The 20,341-nt window shown below is 53.8% G+C and carries 19 protein-coding genes; 16 read left to right on the top strand and 3 right to left on the bottom strand.

What is annotated here, in order from left to right:
• Positions 1–72: 72 nt before the first annotated feature.
• Entirely contained in the window at positions 73–378 is a 306-nt protein-coding gene (locus JMG82_RS06465; RefSeq protein WP_201351913.1) for a hypothetical protein, read from the top strand.
• Positions 379–408: 30 nt separating this feature from the next.
• Here the strand turns inward: JMG82_RS06465 and JMG82_RS06460 are convergent, their stop codons facing one another.
• The 3 genes from JMG82_RS06460 to JMG82_RS06450 form a co-directional block, all read right to left on the bottom strand.
• Entirely contained in the window at positions 409–1,518 is a 1,110-nt protein-coding gene (locus JMG82_RS06460) for a toxic anion resistance protein (protein ID WP_236579109.1), read from the bottom strand.
• 10 nt (positions 1,519–1,528) lie between these two features.
• Positions 1,529–2,341, bottom strand: a complete 813-nt coding sequence (locus JMG82_RS06455; RefSeq protein WP_201351912.1) for a 5-bromo-4-chloroindolyl phosphate hydrolysis family protein — start codon at positions 2,339–2,341, stop codon at positions 1,529–1,531.
• A gap of 188 nt (positions 2,342–2,529) precedes the next feature.
• Positions 2,530–2,823 (bottom strand): hypothetical protein, encoded by a 294-nt coding sequence (locus tag JMG82_RS06450; protein ID WP_201351911.1) that lies wholly within the window; start codon positions 2,821–2,823, stop codon positions 2,530–2,532.
• A 134-nt stretch (positions 2,824–2,957) separates the two neighbouring features.
• On the opposite strand from JMG82_RS06450, the gene JMG82_RS06445 reads away from it, so the two are divergent.
• From JMG82_RS06445 to nuoN, 15 genes are read left to right on the top strand one after another with little or no spacing between them, the layout of a single operon-like run.
• Positions 2,958–3,347 carry an NAD(P)H-quinone oxidoreductase subunit 3 gene (locus JMG82_RS06445; RefSeq protein WP_201351910.1) on the top strand — a complete coding sequence of 130 codons (390 nt, stop codon included), beginning with the start codon at positions 2,958–2,960 and terminating at the stop codon, positions 3,345–3,347.
• On the top strand, positions 3,329–3,838 hold the full coding sequence (locus JMG82_RS06440) for a NuoB/complex I 20 kDa subunit family protein (RefSeq protein WP_201351909.1): 510 nt from the start codon (positions 3,329–3,331) through the stop codon (positions 3,836–3,838). The genes JMG82_RS06445 and JMG82_RS06440 overlap by 19 nt, the downstream gene beginning before the upstream one ends.
• On the top strand, positions 3,838–4,647 hold the full coding sequence (locus JMG82_RS06435; RefSeq protein ID WP_201351908.1) for an NADH-quinone oxidoreductase subunit C: 810 nt from the start codon (positions 3,838–3,840) through the stop codon (positions 4,645–4,647). The genes JMG82_RS06440 and JMG82_RS06435 overlap by 1 nt, the downstream gene beginning before the upstream one ends.
• Positions 4,648–4,657: 10 nt before the next feature.
• On the top strand, positions 4,658–5,890 hold the full coding sequence (gene nuoD, locus JMG82_RS06430; RefSeq protein ID WP_201351907.1) for an NADH dehydrogenase (quinone) subunit D: 1,233 nt from the start codon (positions 4,658–4,660) through the stop codon (positions 5,888–5,890).
• Between the two features lie 10 nt (positions 5,891–5,900).
• On the top strand, positions 5,901–6,131 hold the full coding sequence (locus tag JMG82_RS06425) for an NADH-ubiquinone oxidoreductase subunit E family protein (protein ID WP_201351906.1): 231 nt from the start codon (positions 5,901–5,903) through the stop codon (positions 6,129–6,131).
• Positions 6,131–8,134 (top strand): FAD-dependent oxidoreductase, encoded by a 2,004-nt coding sequence (locus tag JMG82_RS06420; protein WP_201351905.1) that lies wholly within the window; start codon positions 6,131–6,133, stop codon positions 8,132–8,134. The genes JMG82_RS06425 and JMG82_RS06420 overlap by 1 nt, the downstream gene beginning before the upstream one ends.
• Positions 8,135–8,144: 10 nt before the next feature.
• Positions 8,145–10,412 carry a 2Fe-2S iron-sulfur cluster-binding protein gene (locus tag JMG82_RS06415; RefSeq protein ID WP_201351904.1) on the top strand — a complete coding sequence of 756 codons (2,268 nt, stop codon included), beginning with the start codon at positions 8,145–8,147 and terminating at the stop codon, positions 10,410–10,412.
• Entirely contained in the window at positions 10,405–12,891 is a 2,487-nt protein-coding gene (locus JMG82_RS06410) for an NADH-quinone oxidoreductase subunit G (RefSeq protein ID WP_201351903.1), read from the top strand. Before JMG82_RS06415 ends, JMG82_RS06410 begins: the two co-directional genes overlap by 8 nt.
• A gap of 3 nt (positions 12,892–12,894) precedes the next feature.
• Positions 12,895–13,890 carry an NADH-quinone oxidoreductase subunit NuoH gene (gene nuoH / locus JMG82_RS06405; protein ID WP_201351902.1) on the top strand — a complete coding sequence of 332 codons (996 nt, stop codon included), beginning with the start codon at positions 12,895–12,897 and terminating at the stop codon, positions 13,888–13,890.
• A 10-nt stretch (positions 13,891–13,900) separates the two neighbouring features.
• Positions 13,901–14,515 (top strand): NADH-quinone oxidoreductase subunit NuoI, encoded by a 615-nt coding sequence (gene nuoI, locus JMG82_RS06400; RefSeq protein ID WP_201351901.1) that lies wholly within the window; start codon positions 13,901–13,903, stop codon positions 14,513–14,515.
• Positions 14,516–14,525: 10 nt separating this feature from the next.
• A complete protein-coding gene (locus tag JMG82_RS06395; protein WP_201351900.1) occupies positions 14,526–15,080 on the top strand; it encodes an NADH-quinone oxidoreductase subunit J in 555 nt (184 codons plus the stop codon).
• Complete coding sequence (gene nuoK / locus JMG82_RS06390) at positions 15,077–15,379, top strand: NADH-quinone oxidoreductase subunit NuoK (RefSeq protein ID WP_201351899.1); 303 nt, start codon at positions 15,077–15,079, stop codon at positions 15,377–15,379. Before JMG82_RS06395 ends, nuoK begins: the two co-directional genes overlap by 4 nt.
• Positions 15,380–15,388: 9 nt before the next feature.
• A complete protein-coding gene (nuoL, locus tag JMG82_RS06385; RefSeq protein WP_201351898.1) occupies positions 15,389–17,245 on the top strand; it encodes an NADH-quinone oxidoreductase subunit L in 1,857 nt (618 codons plus the stop codon).
• A 9-nt stretch (positions 17,246–17,254) separates the two neighbouring features.
• Positions 17,255–18,781, top strand: a complete 1,527-nt coding sequence (locus tag JMG82_RS06380; protein ID WP_201351897.1) for an NADH-quinone oxidoreductase subunit M — start codon at positions 17,255–17,257, stop codon at positions 18,779–18,781.
• Positions 18,781–20,268: an NADH-quinone oxidoreductase subunit NuoN gene (nuoN, locus tag JMG82_RS06375; RefSeq protein ID WP_201351896.1), complete on the top strand. Its 1,488-nt coding sequence runs from the start codon at positions 18,781–18,783 to the stop codon at positions 20,266–20,268. Before JMG82_RS06380 ends, nuoN begins: the two co-directional genes overlap by 1 nt.
• Positions 20,269–20,341: the final 73 nt, after the last annotated feature.

The following is a 20,341-nucleotide window of genomic DNA, read 5'->3' as shown; positions in this document are numbered from 1 at the left end:
TGAAGTCAAGAAGATACGATGCGGCTCGAAACACAATGGTGTAAAATTACAATCAAAAACGGAGATTCGGTCATGAAAAAAATCACCGTCAAAGAGTATGCGAAACTCAACCGCGTGAGCATCTACAGCGTCATCAAAAAGATCCAGCGGGGAGAACTTGAAGGGGTGACGCTCGAAGAGAACGGGCAGAGAGTCAACTATGTGGTGCTGGATGATGCGAAAACCGGGGACGATCCATTGCCCGTGTCGGAGCAGAAGCGTCCCCTGGAACCGTCCGGGTCGGAGCGACCGGATTCGCCGGCGGGGGAGATCGCCCTGTTGCGTGAGGAAGTGGCGCGGCTGCGCCGCCTGGTGGAGCGCTGCTGCAAAGAGCGTTAGGCGCCGCTTCCTTTCGTGGGAGTCTTGCCGCTACTCTCTTGTTGCCTCGATGCGAAGCAGGGCATCCCTGAGGGCCGCTTCGCTCTTTTGGAGCTCTTCCAGGGCCGTTTCTCTCGCTTTTTTGCCCTTTTCGGCGATTTGGAGGGAGTCGTTGAGGGTTTCGATGAGAGTGGCGTTGGCTTTTTTGACACTTTCGATGTCGAAAACTCCCCGTTCCATCTGGATGCGTACCTCTCTGTTCGCTTCGCGCAGCCCTTCGGCGTTTTTTTCCAGCAGTTCGTTGGTCAGGTCCCCGGCCCGCCGGATCGCTTTGGCGGCGTCGTGGCTGCGGAAGATCGTGACGGTCTGGGCCAGCTGGTTGCGCCACAGCGGGACCGTGTTGAGCAAAGTGGAATTGATTTTGTCGATGAGGGCTTTGTCGTTTTCCTGAATGAGTCGGATGGACGGAAGTGCCTGCATCGCCACTTGGCGCGAAAGACGCAGGTCGTGCACACGTCTTTCCAGATCGTCACGGAAACCGCGTATCTCCTGCAGTTCCTGAAGATCGAGCATCTTTCCCTTTTCCGCTTTTTTCTCATACCCGGGGATGATCGTCTCCTCCAGTTCCCTGAGTTTGCGTTCTCCCGCTTCGATATAGAGTTCCAGATTCCGGAAATATTCGAGATTGGCCTCGTAAAGTTTGTCCAGCGCCACCACATCGCGGGTGAGCGTGGCCTTGTGGCGTTCCAGATCTGCGGAGATGGCGTCGATCTGGTTGCGTACCTCTTCATAGCGCTGGATGAAGAGGGCGAGTGGCTCCGTTTTGCCCAGAAGCTTCTGCCACCATCCCAGCTTTTTGCCGGGGTCGAGCGAGTCGATATCAAAGCCGCGGATGGCGGCGACCATCCGGTTGAGATCTTCTCCTGCGGCGCCCAGATCCTTGTTTCGGACGCTTTCGATCATTCGGTTCGAAATTTCGTCCAGCTTTGCCTGCGCTTTTGTTGCGAAACGGATGACGGAGCTTCGGTCGCCGGGTGTCAGGGAGGCCATCGCCTCTTCGATCTTCTCTTCCTCGTGGGGCAGGGGCGGCGTGAAATTCTCCTTCTGTCTCAACGGTTCGTTTCCGTTTGTCACATCTTTGCTTTGTTCCTTTCGTTCCACGATGCCTCCTTCACTGTTTGAGTAATTCCCGCATTGCGTCGATCTGGACCTCCAGGTCGAACCGATCGCCCTGGTCGAGTCGCTGCCGTTCCGCTTCGAAGCGGCGGTTGGCCTCTTCCAGCAACGCTGCGAGATTTTCCCTGGTTTTTTCGTCGATACCTTTCGTTTTCAGCTGCGCGTAACGCTCCATCACGCGGGCGATGCCGTCTATGTAGACCACAAGAAATTTCCTGGCCAGGCGCAGAAGGGCGGGATCTTGTTCTATGGCATGCAAAATTCTCTCGGCATGGCGGAGAGTCTCCCCCAGCAGCGCGGCGAGTCGGGGATCGTCCATGGATCTTTTTGCCGCATCGATCGCTTTGAGACGCTCCCTGGCCTCCTTTAGGCTTGCAAGAAGGTGGGAAGTGTCGATATCGGCGTCGCTGTCGGGCAGTTTGTCCCTTACGGGGTCGGTTCCGTAGTAGAGCAGAGCGCCGGCTGCCGTCACGGTGCCTACGACGAGGCTCTGCAGCCACGAAGCGTCGGTGACCGTGGTTCCCAAGAAGGTGACCGCCGAGAAGAGGGCACCGCTGCCGATCGTACGGCAGGGAGGGCGGGGTGCTGGGGCGATCGCGGCTTTTTCGTACACAAACGCCATCCGGTTGCCCCGCTCGATACATCGGATTGCGACATAGTAGAGTCCGAAACCGGCCAGTTTGAAAAGAAAAAATCGGTAATGCCCGGCGACCAGCGATGACGCGACACCCATAAGCAGGAAGGGGGCGAAAAAGTACAGCATCCAGGGCCTAGTTGCTCCGGAAGCGGCATCTCGTCCCGACGCCATGGTGGAGGCCTTTTTCAAAAGAGTGTCCCCAGCGTCGTCCAGGCGAGTCCATAGGCGAGAAAAACGAAACCGAGTATTTTTCTGTAATCCATGCGTTATCCAAAAGAGTCTGAAATGTTACGATTTTAACCAAAATATCATATCGATGCAACAGCCCGGGAGGCTCGTGAGAATGGGGCGGCCACATTTCACCCATCGGTGCTTGCTGGCCTCGTGTGCCGATGAAACCGCTTTTGCCGGGCCGGTTTGAGCCGGATAGTGTTATCGATGCCGATAGGCTCCCCATTGGTGATGGCAGTGAATCGTCGTGCCGGTCGGATGAAGACGTTGGCCGGCCGGTTGTTTTCGAAGAAACGGTTCCTCCTGATATGATTAGGAATGCGTTCATCATCGGAAATCGGCAAAAAATTCAACCGTCCTTTGCGAAACAGAGTTTGGAAATGCAGCTTTTTCACGGAAGATTCCATGCTCTCTGTTTCCATGCGAAACATCATTTTTTTTTAATGGAGCCTCTCTGGTGGTACAATCTTGATTTAAAGTTTATTTGTTAAACTACCCTAACATTGGTTTATAGACACAAAACAAAGCATAAACGGCTTTGAACAAAGGGGTTTAGATGACACATATGGCTGTAGATCATCCATATTTCGGTGCCTTTCTGCTGCTGCTGATCACCTTCGGTGCCTTCAGCTTCACGATATTCGCGGCGCGGTTTGTAAGCCGCAAGCTGGCTCGGCTTGATACCGAAAAGCTCAAACTCACCATTTACGAGTGCGGGCCGGAGGTTACGAAGCAGCCCAATACCATTTCGGCACAGTTCTATCTTTTCGCACTTCTTTTCATTCTTTTCGATGTCGAAATCATCTTCATGTTCCCATGGGCGATCGATTTCAAAGTGCTCGGATGGTTTGGGTTCGTCGAAATGATTCTCTTTATTGTATTGCTGGCAATCGGATTTATCTACGCATGGAAGAAAGGAGCGCTTGAATGGCACAGCATCAAGTAAATTATACGCAAAGCGGCGGCTTGCCGGTCGCCTTGACGACGGTTGACAAAATACTCAACTGGGGGCGAAGCAACTCATTGTGGGCATTGACCTACGGACTTGCCTGCTGTGCGATCGAGATGATGGCATCGGGTGCGAGCCGCTACGACTTTGACCGATTCGGTACGATTTTTAGGGCCTCCCCGCGCCAGGCCGACCTGATGATTGTGGCGGGCACGCTGACGAAAAAGCACGCCGAATTCATTCGCCGGCTCTACGATCAGATGACCGAACCCAAGTGGGTCATCTCGATGGGAAGCTGCGCCAACACGGGGGGAATGTTCAATACGTACGCGACCGTTCAGGGTGTCGATCGTGTCATTCCCGTCGATCTCTATCTGCCGGGTTGTGCGCCGCGTCCCGAGACGCTCCAGTATGCGGTCATGCTGCTGCAGCAGAAGATACGCAAAGAGTCTGCCAACAAATCCCAAAAACCGAAAAGGCTGGTATGATGAGACCCTATACTCCAAAAGACAATGTCCAGAAAAAAGCCTATTACACCGACCGTTTCTGGGTGGCTCCCCGTATTCCCGAAGAGCCCGTGCCCGAAAGCAGCCCTTATGCGGACGACCTGGCCGCGGTCAAAAAGGCGTGCAAAGTGCTCAAAGCCTATCTTCAGCGCGGACAGCTTGTCATCTTCATCAATCCCGAAGACAACATTGCCGCACTGAGCGCCCTTAAGAAGGAGCGGGGTTACAGCATGCTCTCGGAACTGAGTGCTGTCGATTTTCTGGCGGAGCGCGGAGGGTTCGAGGTTTTCTATCAACTTCTGAATCTGGATGAAGCGCGCCGTCTGCGCGTCAAATGTTTCGTCGAGGAGAACCAGGCGGTCGAAAGCGTCAATCCCCTCTACCGCAGCGCCGACTGGGCGGAGCGGGAGATGTGGGACCTGATGGGTGTGAAAGTGAACAACCACCCCTACCTCAAGCGTCTTATCATGCCCGACGATTGGGAAGGGCATCCTCTCAGAAAAACCTATCCGCTGGAAGGGGACGAATTCGCGCAATGGTATGAAGTCGACAAAATCTTCGGCAAAGAGGCCCGCGATATCATCGGACCCGAAAACCGCGATCCTGCACGCATTGACCGCTACGATACGGAGCGTTTTGCGCGTCTTGGACACGAAGTGCCACGCGGCGCACCGGCCGAAATGGTCGACAAAGAGGAAGAGACTCCGCTCAGCTATCAGGAAGAGGAGGGCGTTTTCCTGATTCAGAAGATGTCGGAAGAGAATTCAAAAGTTTTGGATAAGAGAAAATAAGGGGACGCGGATGCAACAGACCAACAAACTACGGCCATTTTTCGAAAACCTGGAGTTCGAACGCGAAGACAACCATATGGTGATCAACTTCGGACCGCAGCACCCGTCCGCGCACGGGCAGCTTCGACTGATTCTGGAGCTCGACGGCGAACAGATCGTCCGGGCGGTGCCTGATATCGGGTATCTTCATCGAGGCATGGAGAAGATGGCGGAGAATATGATCTACAACGAATTTCTCCCGACGACCGATAGGATGGACTATATCGCCGCCACAGCGAACAACTACGGCTTCGCTCTGGCGGTGGAGCGTCTGCTCGGCATCGAAGAGAAGGTACCCAGACGCGCCAAAGTGATCCGAACGATGCTGCTGGAACTCAACCGTATCATTTCCCACCTCTTCTGGCTGGCGACGCATGCTCTGGATGTCGGGGCCATGAGTGTTTTCCTCTACTGCTTCCGCGAACGGGAATACGCGATGGACCTGATGGAGGATTACTGCGGCGCCCGCCTGACCCACTCGGCGGTACGCATCGGCGGTGTGCCGCTCGATCTGCCGGAAGGTTGGCTGGGGGCTCTGGCGAAATTCGTCAACGAGCTTCCTTCCAACATCAAGGATTATGAGGATCTTCTGACGGAGAACCGTATCTGGCGAATGCGTCTGGAGGGTGTCGGCATCATCGACGCGGAGCTGGCGAAGAGCTGGGGTTGTACCGGACCGATCCTCCGCGCCACGGGCATCGAGTACGATATTCGCAAAGAGGAGCCCTACGAACTCTACGACGAACTGGAGTTCGATATTCCCGTTACCGATACGGGTGACAGCTACGGACGCTACAAACTCTATATGGAAGAGATGCGCCAGTCGGCACGTATCCTTCAGCAACTCATCGCGATGTACGACGAGACGGAGCCGGAACTGATGGCCCACGTGCCCCAGTACATTTCGGCACCGAAAGAGGATATCATGACGCAGAACTACTCGCTGATGCAGCACTTCGTGCTGGTGACACAGGGAATGCGTCCGCCGGTGGGTGAAGTCTACGTTCCGACGGAGAGCCCGAAAGGGGAGCTCGGCTTCTATATCAACTCACAGGGCGAGCCCTATCCCTACCGTCTCAAAGTGCGTGCACCGAGTTTCTGGCACTGCGGCATTCTGCAGGATATTCTGCCGGGAACCTATATCCCCGATGTCGTCACGATCATCGGTAACACCAATATCGTCTTCGGCGAAATCGACAGATAAGGGAGGGAGTATGGTACGTTACGATTTGCGCCATCTGAAAGATGGGTTTTACGACAGAATGATGGAGCTGCTCGAGACCGGTACGAAACCGGGTGAAGTGGCGATCTTCCTCTTCGAAATAGGCGATTTTTCGCCGATTCAAAAAAGCGCCGATCTGGTCAAGGAGGCTGGACATGAGTTGCTGAACTCGCTCAAGTTCAACGAAGTCGACTGGACCATCATGGTGAGAAGGAAAAAATAGTGGCTCGAGTGGTTTTTTCGACCTGGCGCGGCGAGTTCATCGACAACCGCGGCAAGCCCGAAGAGGAGTGGGTCGAGTCCGAGTACAAACTGCCCGAACAGTACGAAGCGGACCGCAATGCCAAAGCCTTCATCGGATGGGACGGCTTCGCGATTTTCGACGAAAGCGTCGATGTCGTTCGTCTCGGGACGGAGTATGCGCAGACCTACCAGAAATATTCGGAGGCGTGCGGACGTTGCGCGCCGGGTCGATGGGGCGGTCGCATCCTCTATGACCTGATGGACAAAATCGCCCGTGGCGAAGGGGAAGTGAACGATCTTGCGCACCTGAAAGAAGTGTCACGCACGATGATGGAGACGAGCAAGTGCGAAATCGGCCGGACCGTGCCCAAACCGCTGCTGGACATGATGGAGCACTATCACGACACGTTCATGGATCTGATCGAAAACAAGAAGAAGTCACCGCAGTATGACGACGAGGAGATAAACTACATCGCCAAGGTGACGGCTCCCTGCATGGATGCGTGCCCGACCCATGTCGACATTCCCGCCTATATCGAAGGGGTGCGTGATCTGCGTTACGACGACTCCTTGAAGGCGACGCGCAAAACGATGCCGCTGGCACACACCTGCGGCCGTGTCTGTCCCCATCCGTGCGAAGACGAGTGCCGCCGGGCCAATCTGGACGAACCGATTTCGATCATGGAGCTCAAACGCATCGGCGCCGACTACGAAACGGACCATGGATTCGAATGGCTCCATCCGCAAGATCCGGTGAAGGAGAAAACAGGCAAGCGAGTCGCCATCGTCGGAGCGGGCCCCGCGGGGCTGACCGCAGCCTATTACCTGGGAGTGAAGGGGATCCAGTGCGATGTCTACGAAGAACTTCCCGTCCTGGGAGGAGAAGTCGCCGTGGGCGTACCGCAGTATCGCATGCCGATAGAAAAATACAACAAAGATATCGAACTGGCAAAAAGCGTCGGAACGAACTTCATCATGAATACGAAAGTCGATGCCGACATGCTTCGAAAGTTCGACAAAGAGTACGACGCGACGCTGCTGGCGTTCGGGACGCGCCTTTCCAAGAAGGTGCGTGCCAAAAACGAGCGGGAAGATATGCCTGGCTACTGGGGAGCCATCAGCTTCCTCGACCAGGTCAACCTTTGGGAGAAGTACCGCATCGGCGAGCCGGTCGACCTGACAGGAAAGACGGTCGTCTGTGTCGGCGGGGGGTTCACGTCGATGGACGTCGTCCGCTGCTCGATCCGATGCAACGCCGAGAAGGTGATCATGCTCTATCGCCGGGACGAGAAGACGATTATCCGCAATACGACTTACGAAGAGTATCACGAAGCGGTGGAAGAGGGTGTCGAGTTCATTTTCCATTCGGCGGTCGAAGAGATCATCGAGGATGAGAACGGATGCCTGAAAAAGCTGAAGGTCAATCGGTTCGAGCTGGTTCCCAATCCCGACGGCGGACGTCCGCAGCTCGTCAAGATCGAAGGGGCCGACTTCGAAATCGAGTGCGATTATCTGATTCCCGCCGTCAGTCAGGCCGCCGATCTGGGGCTTTTGCCCGAAGAGTGGGAGCTGGAACTGACAAGCTGGGGAACGCTCAAGACCAACGGCCGCGACTATATGACAAGCCGCAAAGGGCTGTTCGCCGCCGGCGACTGCGAATACGGTCCCATGACGATCGTCAACGCGGTGGGACAAGCGCGCCGCGCCGCTTCGGTGATATCGCGATATGTCCATACCGGTGAGATCACGCTGACCGACGAAGAGATCATGGAAGATCACCTCCGCAGACTGCGCGTCTACGACAAGAAAGAGAAGGTGACCGGATGGCTTCCCGGTCTTCCCCGGCAGGTCAGTGAAAAACTGGGTGTTGACGAGCGCAAATACAACAATCGCGAAGTCAATCTCGGCTTTACGCAGGAAGAGGCGATCGCCGAAGCGGAACGCTGCATGCGATGCTACTACATCGCGATGACGGCAGTATAAGGATGGGCAGATGATTACATTGACCATTGACGGACAGAAAGTCAAAGCAAAGAGGGGAGAGACGATTCTGCAGGCCGCGCGCCGGTCAGGTCTCTATATCCCGACGATGTGCTATCTGACAAAGGTTAAACCGATCGCTTCATGCCGCCTCTGCGTCGTCGAAGTGGAAGGCGCGGAGGGGTTCATCCTCAGCTGTCAGGCCCCCGCGCTCGACGGGATGGAGGTGCGGACCAATTCGCCCGAACTCTTCAGCCATCGGCAGAACATCATGAAGCTCTACGATGTGAACCACCCTCTCGAATGCGGAGTCTGCGACAAGAGCGGGGCTTGCGATCTGCAGAACAAAACCCTCGAATTTGGCGTCGATTCGCAGGATTTTACAGCCAGGGACCACAAGAGAGATCTTCGCAAATGGCAATTTATCGGTTACGACGAGTCGCTCTGCATTCTGTGCGAGAAGTGTGTGCATGTCTGCAACGAAGTGATCGGGGACGATGCGATCGAAATCCATTTCGGCGGATACAACTCGCGCATCCAGCCCAAGGGGACGGAAGAGCTCGAGTGCACCAACTGCGGCGAGTGCATCGCGGTCTGTCCCGTGGGGGCGATGATCAGCACCGATTTCCAGTACAAGGCCAACGCCTGGGAACTCGAAAAGATCCCTGCATCGTGTGCCCACTGCAGCGCAGGATGCGCGCTCAATTACGAACGCAAATACGAAGGGGCGCTCGATCGCAACGAACCGAAAATCTACCGGGTGACGAACGAATTCGAATTTTCGACGCTCTGCGGTGCAGGCCGGTTCGGGTACGATTTTGAAAACCGTGTCGCGGAAAAAGACCAGGAGGCTTTCAAAAGGGCTCTTGATGCCTTCGAGCGCGCCGATACGATCCGCTTTTCAAGCCGTATCACCAACGAAGAGGCACTGATTCTTCAGAAACTGAAGGAAAAAAGAGGGTACAGGCTTGTCAATCAGGATGCGAGGAACTACCAGAGATTCCTCGAAAGCTATGCCACGATGAGCGGCAAAACCCTTTTCAACGGCTCGCTGGAATCGCTGGCGGATGCCGACGGGGTGATCGTGCTCGGTACGCGCATTCTAACCGACAATCCCGCAGTGCGGTACCACATTACGATGGCCTCCAAGCGGCACAACGCACGGGTGATCTATATGCATCCGATGGAAGATGTGCAGATGCAGAATGTCGTGACCCAATTCGTCAAATACGAAGTGGGGACCGAAGAGGGTGTGCTGGCGCTTCTGGCCAAAACGTTGCTCGAAGAAAAGATCGATGTCAAAAAGATCGGGAATTTTTTCGAAGAGCTTGACGAAGGATACCTGAGTGCGGAGAGCAACGTCGGCGAGGAGGAGCTGGAGACGATTTCGGCTTCCCTGGCGCGATGCCGGCGGATCGCCCTGGTGGTCGGTGAAGATTGCATCAACCACCCCAGAGCGGAGCAGATTGCCCGTATCGCGGCGCTTTTCGAGCGGTTCGGCGGTGTCAGCGTCCTCCCCGTAGCCCCCAAAACGAACTCTCTCGGTGTCGCGCTTTTGTGCGATCTCGACGATGAAGCCGGTAAGTTTTCCGTGGGGTACAACGCACCTGGGGATTTCGTCCTGAGTGCTCTGGGTGACGGCGATCTGGACATGCCCGCGCTCAATCAGCAGGAGGGGACTTTCACGACGCTGAACAAACGGGTCGTTCCGACGAATGCGGCACTTCCTTACAAAGGCTTTCTGCTTAACGATCTTGCCAACGCTCTTGGGGTCTCGGCGGAATATACCATCGATTATACCCGGCAGCTTCCCGAATCGAAAGGATTCGAGGCGGTCGATTTCGACGATATCCCCTATTACTTCAGCAACCAGGACGGCGAAGTGCGGGGATACGAGCTCAAGCGTCTCAAGCACACCATCGATTCCTCGCTCGAAGAGATAGCGGAGCTGCCCGAGTTCAACGGGCCGGTGATCTACCGATGCGATCCCGTGCTGCAGTTCGGCCCGCAGACATACAGAGCGGCCCAGCTCGGAAGTGAAGAGCCTCTTCTTTACGGTGCGGAGCAGTTTGCCGTGGCCGCCAAACTGAAGGAGGGAATGCGTGTGAAATTGAATGTCGGCGGTGTAGAGATGGAGAGGGTGTTTAAAATCGACCCAGCATTGAAAGGGACGATTGCGCTCAATCCGACCTTTGACTTGGGATTAAGTGAAGATTTGTTATCTTCGAATTATCGGTACAGTCAAAGCAAAATAGAAGTAGTGGGACAAGCCAATGAGTGAGATTACGATCAAAATAGACGGGAAAGAGTGCAAAACGAAAGAGGGTGAATTTATCCTCAATGTAGCACGTGCCAACGATATATTCATTCCCGCCATCTGCTATCTGACACGCTGCAGTCCGACATTGGCCTGCCGCCTTTGTCTGGTGGAAGCCGACGGAAAACAGGTCTACGCCTGTAACGCCAAAGCGAAGGACGGGATGGAGATCACGACGCTGACGGACAACATCGCCAAAGAGCGCCGTGCCATCATGGGAGTGTATGATGTCAACCACCCCCTGCAGTGCGGTGTCTGTGACCAGTCGGGCGAATGCGAGCTTCAGAACTATACACTGGAGATGGGTGTCGATGAGCAGCACTACGCTATCAAAGATATTCAACGGGAATCGAAGGAGTGGGGTCTGATCCATTACGATCCGGGGCTGTGCATCGTCTGCGAACGCTGCGTGACGGTCTGCAAGGACATGATCGGCGATGCGGCCCTCAAGACGGTTCCCAGAGGCGGTGAAGCACTCGACAAAGAACTCAAGAACAGCATGCCAAAAGACGCCTATGCGATGTGGAACAAACTGAACAAATCGCTGATCGGGCCTGCTACGGGTGAGACGCTCGAATGCACGGATTGCGGGGAGTGTATCGCCGTCTGTCCGGTCGGTGCCCTGGTCAGCAGCGATTTTCAGTACACATCCAATGCCTGGGAACTCACCTCCATTCCCGCGGCCTGTGCCCACTGCAGCGCAGGATGCCATCTCTACTACGATGTCAAACACACCAGTATCGACAATCCGGAGCCCAAAATCTACCGTGTCAAAAACGAATGGAACTATGTCTCCCTTTGTGGGGCCGGAAGGTTCGGATACGATTTCGAAAATCGTGTGGAAGGGAAGGATGAGAAGGCGTTCGACAGAGCGCTCGAAGCTTTCAAGAAAGCCGATACGATCCGCTTCGGTTCGGCCATTACCAACGAAGAGGCCCTGATACTTCAGCATCTCAAAACGAAACACGGATACAGGCTTGTCAACGAAGATGCCAGAAGATTCCAGAAATTCATGGCAGCCTACGGCTCTGTGACAGGTACGAACCTCTGGAACGGCGATCTGGATGCCGTGCATCGGAGCGATTTTGTCGTCAGCATCGGCTCCCAGCTTAAAAGCGACAATCCCCGTGCCCGATTCGCTTTCAACAACGCCATCAAGATGAACAAGGGAGCGGGACTCTATTTCCATCCCATCAAAGACCCGGTCGTCGAAGGGTTCGGGAAAAACCTCATGGCGATCAATCACAAGCCCGGCCTTGAAGAGGCGGCGCTCTACCTGATTCTCGATCTCTTCGGTGACAGGGAAAGCCTGCCGAAAGATGTGGTGAAATACCTCGACTCTTTTCACAAGAAAGGGAAGAAGACCATCGAGGAGACCGTGAAGGAGAAGGTTGTTGAAAAAGTGACCAAAAAGGTCAAAGACGAGGAGACCGGCGAGGAGAAGGAGGTGATTGAAGAGGTGACCAAGATGGTGCCGAAGAAGGTCAAGAAAGAGGTCGAAGCGGATATCAACACCCTTCTTGGCATCCTCGATGCTCCGGAAGATTTTGACGACAGAATGGCCAAGATGCTCGCCAAAAAAGAGTCTTTCTCCATCATCCTTGGAGAGGATCTCATCAACCATCCGAAGGCGGAGAATCTTGCGAAACTTGCCGGCATGATCGAAAAGTACACCGACTTCAAGGTCGTCGTGCTGCCCAGCCGAACCAATACGCTGGGGGTCAGCCTCATATGCGATCTCGACGAAGAACCCGGCGAGTATGTGATAGGCTACAATGCGGCGGGCGATTTCATCCTGAGCGCCTCCGGACGGGGCGACCTGGATATGCCGGCACTTAACCAGCAGGAAGGAACCTTCACCAATGTCGACAAGCGTGTCGTGCCGACCTATGTGGCGCTTCCTTATAAGGGCTACGTGCTCAATGACATTGCCAATGCGCTGGGCCTAAGAGCAGGTTTGACGGTCGATTACACGGCGGCGCTGCCCGAAGCGAAAGGATTCAGACCTTTGAAATTTGACGATCTCCCCAACCACTACACCAACAAAGGCGAGGAGATTCGTGGTTATCACCTTGATGTCAAAAAGGTTGAGAAGGCCAAAAAGATTGCGGCAGGAAAGATCGACAGGAAAGGTGCGCTAAAAGGCGAGATCGCCTACCGGTGCAACCCGGTCCTTCAGTTCAACGAATTTACCCAGAGAGCCCATGAGATCGCAACCGACGCGAAACTCCAGCTTTCGCCGGAAAAGATGGAAAGTCTCGGCCTGAAAGAAGGGGAAAGAGTACGTATCACTCTTCCCGAAGGGAGTGTGGAACTCGCTGTCACGTCTGACAAGTTTATCGGTGGAGAGATTGTGATGGTGCCCGATTTCGATCCGGCAATCGAAACCGAGAGACTCTTTTCAGCCAACCGGTATCAAAACGTAACGATAGAAAAGGTGTAAGCCATGACATTAACTGGATTTGTTATCGCCACGGTGATCAAGATTTTGGTGGTATTGGGTGTTATATCGGCACTCGCAGGTTTCGGTACGTATATCGAGCGGAAAGTTCTGGCTTTCATGCAGAGAAGATTGGGACCGATGCATGTCGGCCCCTATGGTGTCCTGCAGGTGGCAGCCGACGGTATCAAACTCTTTACGAAAGAGGATATCGTTCCGCAGAATTCCGTCAAACCGATATTCAAAATCGCACCCATCATCGGGGCCGCGACAGCCTTCATCGCCCTGGCGGCCGTTCCGCTGCTGCCCGAGTTCGAGATATTCGGTGTCACGGTGCATCCGATCATCGCCGATATCAATGTGGGTGTGCTGTTTGTGCTCGGCGTCATGGCAAGCGGACTGTTCGCTCCGTTGCTTGCGGGGATGGCGAGTTCGAACAAATGGGGACTGCTGGGTGCGGCGCGTACGGCGATACAGCTACTGAGCTATGAAGTGGTGACGGGGCTGAGTATTCTTGCGCCGCTGATGATGGTCGGTTCTCTTTCGCTGATCGACATCAACAACTACCAGGCGGGAGGATTTACCGACTGGATCGTCTGGAGCCAGCCGGTCGCCTTCATTCTGTTTCTGATCGCGGGCTTTGCGGAAACCAACAGAACTCCGTTCGACCTTCTGGAGCATGAAGCGGAGATCGTGGCGGGATATGCGACGGAGTATTCCGGTATGCGGTGGGGTATGTTCTTCATCGGTGAGTATGCCAATATGATTACCCTCGGATTCCTGGCGAGCCTTATCTTTCTGGGCGGCTTCAATGACTGGGGCTTCATACCGGGAGCATTGGCGATTATCCTGAAAGTCTCCTTCATCTTCTTCTTTTTCCTCTGGACCCGTGCCGCTTGGCCGCATGTTCGTCCCGATCAGTTGATGTGGCTCTGCTGGAAAGTTTTGATGCCGATTGCAGTAATAAACGTTGTCGTGACCGGCATCGTATTGATGATGTAAGGGGGAGAGAATGAGTCTCGAACAGTTCAAAGATAGAAACGTCAAACAAAACTATACCTTCATACCGGTTGATGAACGGCCGACCGAACCTCTTGACAAGTTCAAGCAGGTGATGAAACGGACGTTCAAGGGAGAGCTTTTTGTCGGATTGTGGGTCGTTTTTCGTGAAATGGTGCGATTCAATATCCATACGGTCAAATATCCGATGGAGAAGCTTCCGATATCTCCGCGTTACCGTGCGGTTCACAAATTGTACCGGCTGCTTGAAAGCGGGAACGAGCGCTGTATCGGCTGCGGGCTCTGCGAAAAAATCTGTATTGCCAACTGTATCCGCATGGATACTCGATACGACGAAAACCAGCGCAAAGAGGTGACGGAATATACGATCAACCTGGGGCGCTGCATCTTCTGCGGTTACTGTGCGGAAGTGTGTCCGGAACTTGCGATTGTCCACGGACAGCGGTACGAGAACGCGAGCGAACAGCGTGCCCATTTCGTACTGCGAGACGACATCCTGACGCCGCTTGATTTCCTCAAGGAGGGCAAGCAGCAGGAGTTCGACGGATTCGGTGCGGTCAGCCCGAACGCGGATGAGCGTATCAAGAAAACGCCGACGGCGTATTAAGGATCGGATGATGTTTGAAGCAATAGCATTTTATCTTTTCAGCGCGGTCACCATCGCGATGTTCACGATAGTCGTGATGAGCAAAAATGCACTTTACTCCATGAGTGCGCTGGCGGCAGGAATGATCATGATCTCCGGATTTTTCTTCCTGCTGGATGCCGACTTCCTCGGTGTCGTGCAGATTATCGTCTACACGGGTGCCGTCATGGCTCTTTACGCCTTTGGTATGATGTTCTTCGATACGACGCGCGAAGTGAAGGAGAATATACGGGCACCTAAGCTCGTCTTTCTGCTCAGCGGCATGACGGCGCTTCTGCTCGTCATTGCATTCGTCGCACCGATCGTTTCGGATCATATCGAAGCGCTCTATCCGATGACCGAGGGTGTACAGAATCCGCAGGCTGTCGGTATCGTCCTCTTTACGAAATATCTTGTTCCCTTCGAGGTGGCGGCGGTGATGCTACTTGTCGCCATGGTCGCGGGCATCATCCTTGCAGGGAAGAAGATGGACGAGAGTCTGACGCTCAAAGTGGATGAAGAATTTCAAGAAAAGGGTGCACAATGATTACACTCAGTCACTATCTGATTCTTTCGGCGTTACTTTTCAGTATCGGCCTTGTCGGTGTCTATCGCAGGAAAAATCTTCTGATGCTGCTCTTTTCGACTGAAATTCTGCTCAATGCCGTCAATGTCGGCTTTGCGGCGATTTCGAAGTTTTACGGTGATCTGACCGGACAGATGTTCGCATTTTTCATTGTCGCCGTGGCAGCAAGCGAGGTGGCGGTCGGGCTCGGCCTGATGATCGTCTGGTACAAGCGGCGCGGAACGCTTGATATTGATTCTATGCAGTCGATGCACGGGTAAAGGAAGCACATGGAAACATATCTTTATACGGCACTTTTCGCTCCGCTTGTCGGATCGCTTTTCGCGGCACTTTTCGCCGACAGGCCGAAGAATCTTGTTACGGGTATCGCAACGTCAACACTGCTGATCGTTTCGTGGATTAGTTCTGTTGTTCTGCTTCTGCATGTCGCACATGGTGAAGAGGTCCATGTCAAAATGATGGACTGGATCCATGCCGGCGGTCTGGTCATTCCGTTCGGATTCAACGTCGACCAGGTGACGGCGATAATGATGTTTGTCGTAACGACGGTTTCGGCTGTCGTCCATGTCTACTCAATCGGATACATGGATCACGACAAGTCCTTTAACCGCTTCTTCGCTTGGCTCTCGGCCTTCGTCTTCTCGATGATGGTTCTGGTTATGAGCGACAACTTCGCTGGCCTTTTCATCGGCTGGGAGGGCGTCGGCCTCTGCTCTTGGGCACTGATCGGCTTCTGGTACCATAAAGAGAGCGCCTCCTGGGCTGCCAATGAAGCTTTCATCATGAACCGTATCGCTGACTTGGGGATGCTGATCGGCATCTTCCTGGTTTATTGGAATTTCGGAAGCCTGCAATACGAAGAGGTTTTTGCTCAGGTCGACAAGATGGATGCGGGCATCCTGATGATGATAACAGCGTTTCTTTTCATCGGTGCGATGGGCAAATCGGCGCAGTTTCCGCTCCATACTTGGCTGGCAGACGCTATGGAGGGCCCGACACCCGTTTCCGCACTGATCCACGCCGCGACGATGGTTACAGCGGGCGTCTACCTGGTCATCCGCGCCAATCCGCTCTACAGTGTCGTGCCGGAAGTTAGCCTTTTTGTCGCGAGTCTGGGCGCTTTTGTCGCCATGTTCGCTGCTTCTATGGCCCTGGTCAATCGCGACCTCAAGCGTATTATCGCCTACTCGACGCTTTCACAGCTTGGATACATGTTCGTAGCGGCAGGTATCGGCGCCTACTGGGTGGCACTCTTCCACCTGATGACGCACGCCTTCTTCAAAGCCCTTCTCTTCCTGGGCGCAGGTAACGTCATGCATGCCATGGACGATGAGCTCGACATCTTCAAAATGGGCGGCCTGGCCAAAAAGATGCAGTGGACGATGATATTGATGACGATTGCATCGGTGGCCCTGGCCGGTATCTATCCTCTCGCCGGTTTCTTCTCGAAAGACAAAATCCTGGAAGCGGCATTCGCCGGCGACCACTACATCATGTGGACGGTTCTGTGGATCACGGCGGGTCTGACGGCATTCTACAGTTTCCGGCTCGTCATGCTGGTCTTCTTCGGTGAAGAGCGATACAAAATTTTCGGTTACCATCCGCACGAAGCTTATAAGTACATGCTTTGGGCCATGGCACCTCTGGCTGTTCTTGCCATCATCGCGGGATTCTTCGAACACAGTTTCGTTCACGTAGTCGAACACATCCTTCCGATCGAAGAGTTCCATGTTTCCACCTTTACCTTCTGGACGCTGATCGTTGTGACCCAGGCGATCGCGCTCGGCGGTATCGGCTTCGCTGTGTACAAATACAGCAAAGGCGGATTCAGCAAGAAATGGGAAGAGTCGTTCATCTATCAGCTTCTTTTCAACCAGTACTATATTCCGAAGATTTATGACGAGTATATCTGCAAACCCTATGGGGAGCTCTCCAGAATTTTCTGGAAGGATCTCGATCTGAAAGTGGTGGATGCGACCGTCGACTTCATTGCGACGACCATTTACAAATCCGGTATGGTGTCCCGTGTCGTTCAGAGCGGCAACCTTTCCAACATGCTGCGTTGGATGGGAGTGGGTCTGCTCATTCTGTTGCTTGCAGCCATCTTTTACAGTCCCGTGCGTTAAGGAGTAGGTATGGATCACATTTTATCAGTCTTGGTTCTTTTTCCGGCCGTTGCCGGATTGCTTGGGTTTATCGTCTCGAAAGAGTCGATCCGGGCATATGGTCTCTCGGTGGCTGCGATCGAATTCCTGCTCTCGCTCTGGCTATGGTTAAGTTTCGACGGAAGCTATCCGGGATTCCAGTTCGTGGAGGTATTGCCCCTTATCCCAAGCTTCGGCATCAACTACTATCTGGGTGTTGACGGCATATCGCTTTTCATCGTCGTCCTCTCGACATTCATCACGTTGGTGGGGCTGATCGCGCTGAGTGTTGAAAAAGACCTGAAAAACATGATCATCTCGCTTCTCTTTCTCGAAATGACGATGGTCGGCGTCTTTGTCGCTCTTGATGCGATCGTCTTCTATGTCTTCTGGGAACTCTCTTTGGTTCCGATGCTCTACATCATCGGCGCCTGGGGAGGCAATCTGAGGGTCTATGCGGCCATCAAATTCTTCCTCTATACATTTGCGGGATCGCTTATCATGCTGGTGGGTATGCTCGTCATGGCTTATCTCTATCATGAGGCCACCGGTGTCTGGAGTTTCTCCATCACCGAATGGCACCGCCTGATTTTACCCGAGAACTACCAGTTCTGGCTCTTTATCGCCTTCTTCATAGGACTGGCGATCAAAGTGCCGATGTTCCCGTTCCACACATGGCTTCCCTACGCCCACGGCCAGGCACCCACGATCGGTTCGGTGATTCTGGCTGCGGTACTGCTGAAAATGGGTACCTACGGCCTCGTCCGCCTGCCGCTTCCGATGTTTCCTGACGCATCGGTCTATATGATCTTCCCGGTGGCGGTGCTTTCGCTCATCATGATCATCTATACGGCAATGGTCGCCTACGCCCAGGAGGACATGAAACAGGTGATCGCCTACAGTTCCATCTCCCACATGGGTGTTATCGTACTCGGCACATTCGCGATGAACCCGGAAGGGATTGCCGGATCCGTATTTTTCATGCTCAGCCACGGTATCGTTTCGGGTGCACTCTTTATGCTTGTCGGCGTGATATATGACAGACGCCACACGAAACTGATGAGTGAATTCGGCGGACTGGCGCATGTCATGCCGCGATACGGCACAATCATGGGGATCATGGTGATGGCATCGGTGGGCCTGCCATTGACAATGAGTTTCGTAGGTGAATTCCTGAGTCTCGCGGGATTCTATCAGGTCTCCCATACGATGACGATACTGGCTGGAACAAGCATCATTCTGGGTGCGGTCTATATGCTCAGTCTCTACAAGAAATCCTTCTTCGGGGAAGTGACAAAAGAGGAGAACAAAAACCTCAAAGATCTCAACGGAAAAGAGAGTATGGCACTCTGGACGCTCGTACTCGTGACGGTCTGGCTTGGTGTCTATCCGAAACCGGTTCTTGAACCTATCAATACGAGCGTCGAGTCGCTCGTCTCTTTCATGCATAAAAAAGCGATTACCAAAGAGGCCAAAGATATCATCAAACCGACGGTAATCAAAAGGGAGGCGGAATAATGTTAGAGCCAATTTCAGTCAGCATGGAATCGCTGAACCTCGGTACCCTGACCCCGATGCTTGTAGCGATTGCCGGAGGGTTGGGAATTCTTGTTATCGATCTAATCAGGAAGGACCTGGACAAAACACTCTACGTCATGTTCAGCATTCTTATCCTGTTCGTCGATCTCGGTGCCGTTTTTGGTCAGAGTGTCGGGGAGCGGGGATTCTTCGACGTTATACTGATCGACGGTATAGCCATTTTGTCGCAGATTGTCATTCTGGTCGCTTCGATGCTCTTCATCCCGCTTGCACTGACATCCAAACGCTTCCATGAATTCAGCTATCCGGAGTTTTTCGCCCTTTTCCTCTTCATGGTGGCGGGATTCCAGTTCATGGTCGCCAGCGACAACCTCATTCTGATTTTCGTGGGACTCGAGACCGCGAGCCTTGCACTCTATACGCTGATCGCGCTGCACAACAGGATCAACTCCTTCGAAGCGGCGATCAAGTATTTTGTCATGGGTGCGCTGGCAGCCGGATTCTACGTGATGGGTGCGATGATCTTCTATGCATTGACGGGAAGTGTGGAACTCTTCAAAATCGCAGAGGTTCTGGAAGCCGGAAATTTTGCCAATATGACGATTTTGCTGGTCGGTATCGCATTCATGATTGCCGCTCTTGGCTTTAAACTTTCGATGGTTCCTTTCCATACCTGGACGCCGGACGTCTATGAAGGAGCGAGCGCGACGCTGGCGGGATATATGTCCATCGTTCCGAAAATCGCGGGTTTTGTCGTCGCCATGAGGGTTTTCGGATTCCTGATCCAAAGCGACGTAGTCTGGGTGCGAGATATTCTCTACGCAGCGGTCGTCATCACGATGACTCTGGCCAATATCATGGCGCTCGTGCAACACGATGTGAAGCGGATGCTCGCCTTCAGCTCCATCTCCCATGCCGGCTTCGTCATGGCCGCCATCATGATCGGAACGACACAGGCGAACAGCGCGCTTTTCTTCTACTGGATCATGTTCCTCTTCACGAACCTCGGTGCTTTCGCTATGCTGTGGGTTTCCCGCCACAAGGCAAAACTGTGGGACAACCGCTTCGACCATCCCTATGAAAAATTTTCAGGAATGATTCAGATCAAACCGGTCGGTGCAGTGATTATGGCACTTTTTATGCTTTCGCTGGCCGGTGTCCCGCCGTTTTCACTCTTCTGGGGCAAACTCTACGTCATGAGTGCCGCGGTCAACAGCAACTTCATCGTACTGGCCCTTATCATGGCGCTCAACAGTGCCATTTCGGTCTACTACTATCTGAAGCTGATCGTCTACATGTTCCTGAAAGATCCCACGCAGAACGAGGGGACGGTGTATGCGCAGAATACATCGAAACCGCTGCAGACGATCATCGGTTTTTCCGCTTTCATGACAGTCTTCGCTTTCGTCGCGGTCGATCCGATCCTCGAGATCATCACCGCCTATGTTCAGGCGAGCGGCTTTTAAGCCGTGCCTGAACGGAGCAGGAGTCACAGATCGTCACCCGGCTCATCCTCTCCCTCTTTCTTTTCAATGCCAC

It is taken from the genome of Hydrogenimonas urashimensis (assembly GCF_016593255.1).
In the GTDB taxonomy this organism is placed as follows: Bacteria; Campylobacterota; Campylobacteria; order Campylobacterales; family Hydrogenimonadaceae; genus Hydrogenimonas; species Hydrogenimonas urashimensis.
This window is presented reverse-complemented; position numbering and strand designations above follow the sequence as displayed.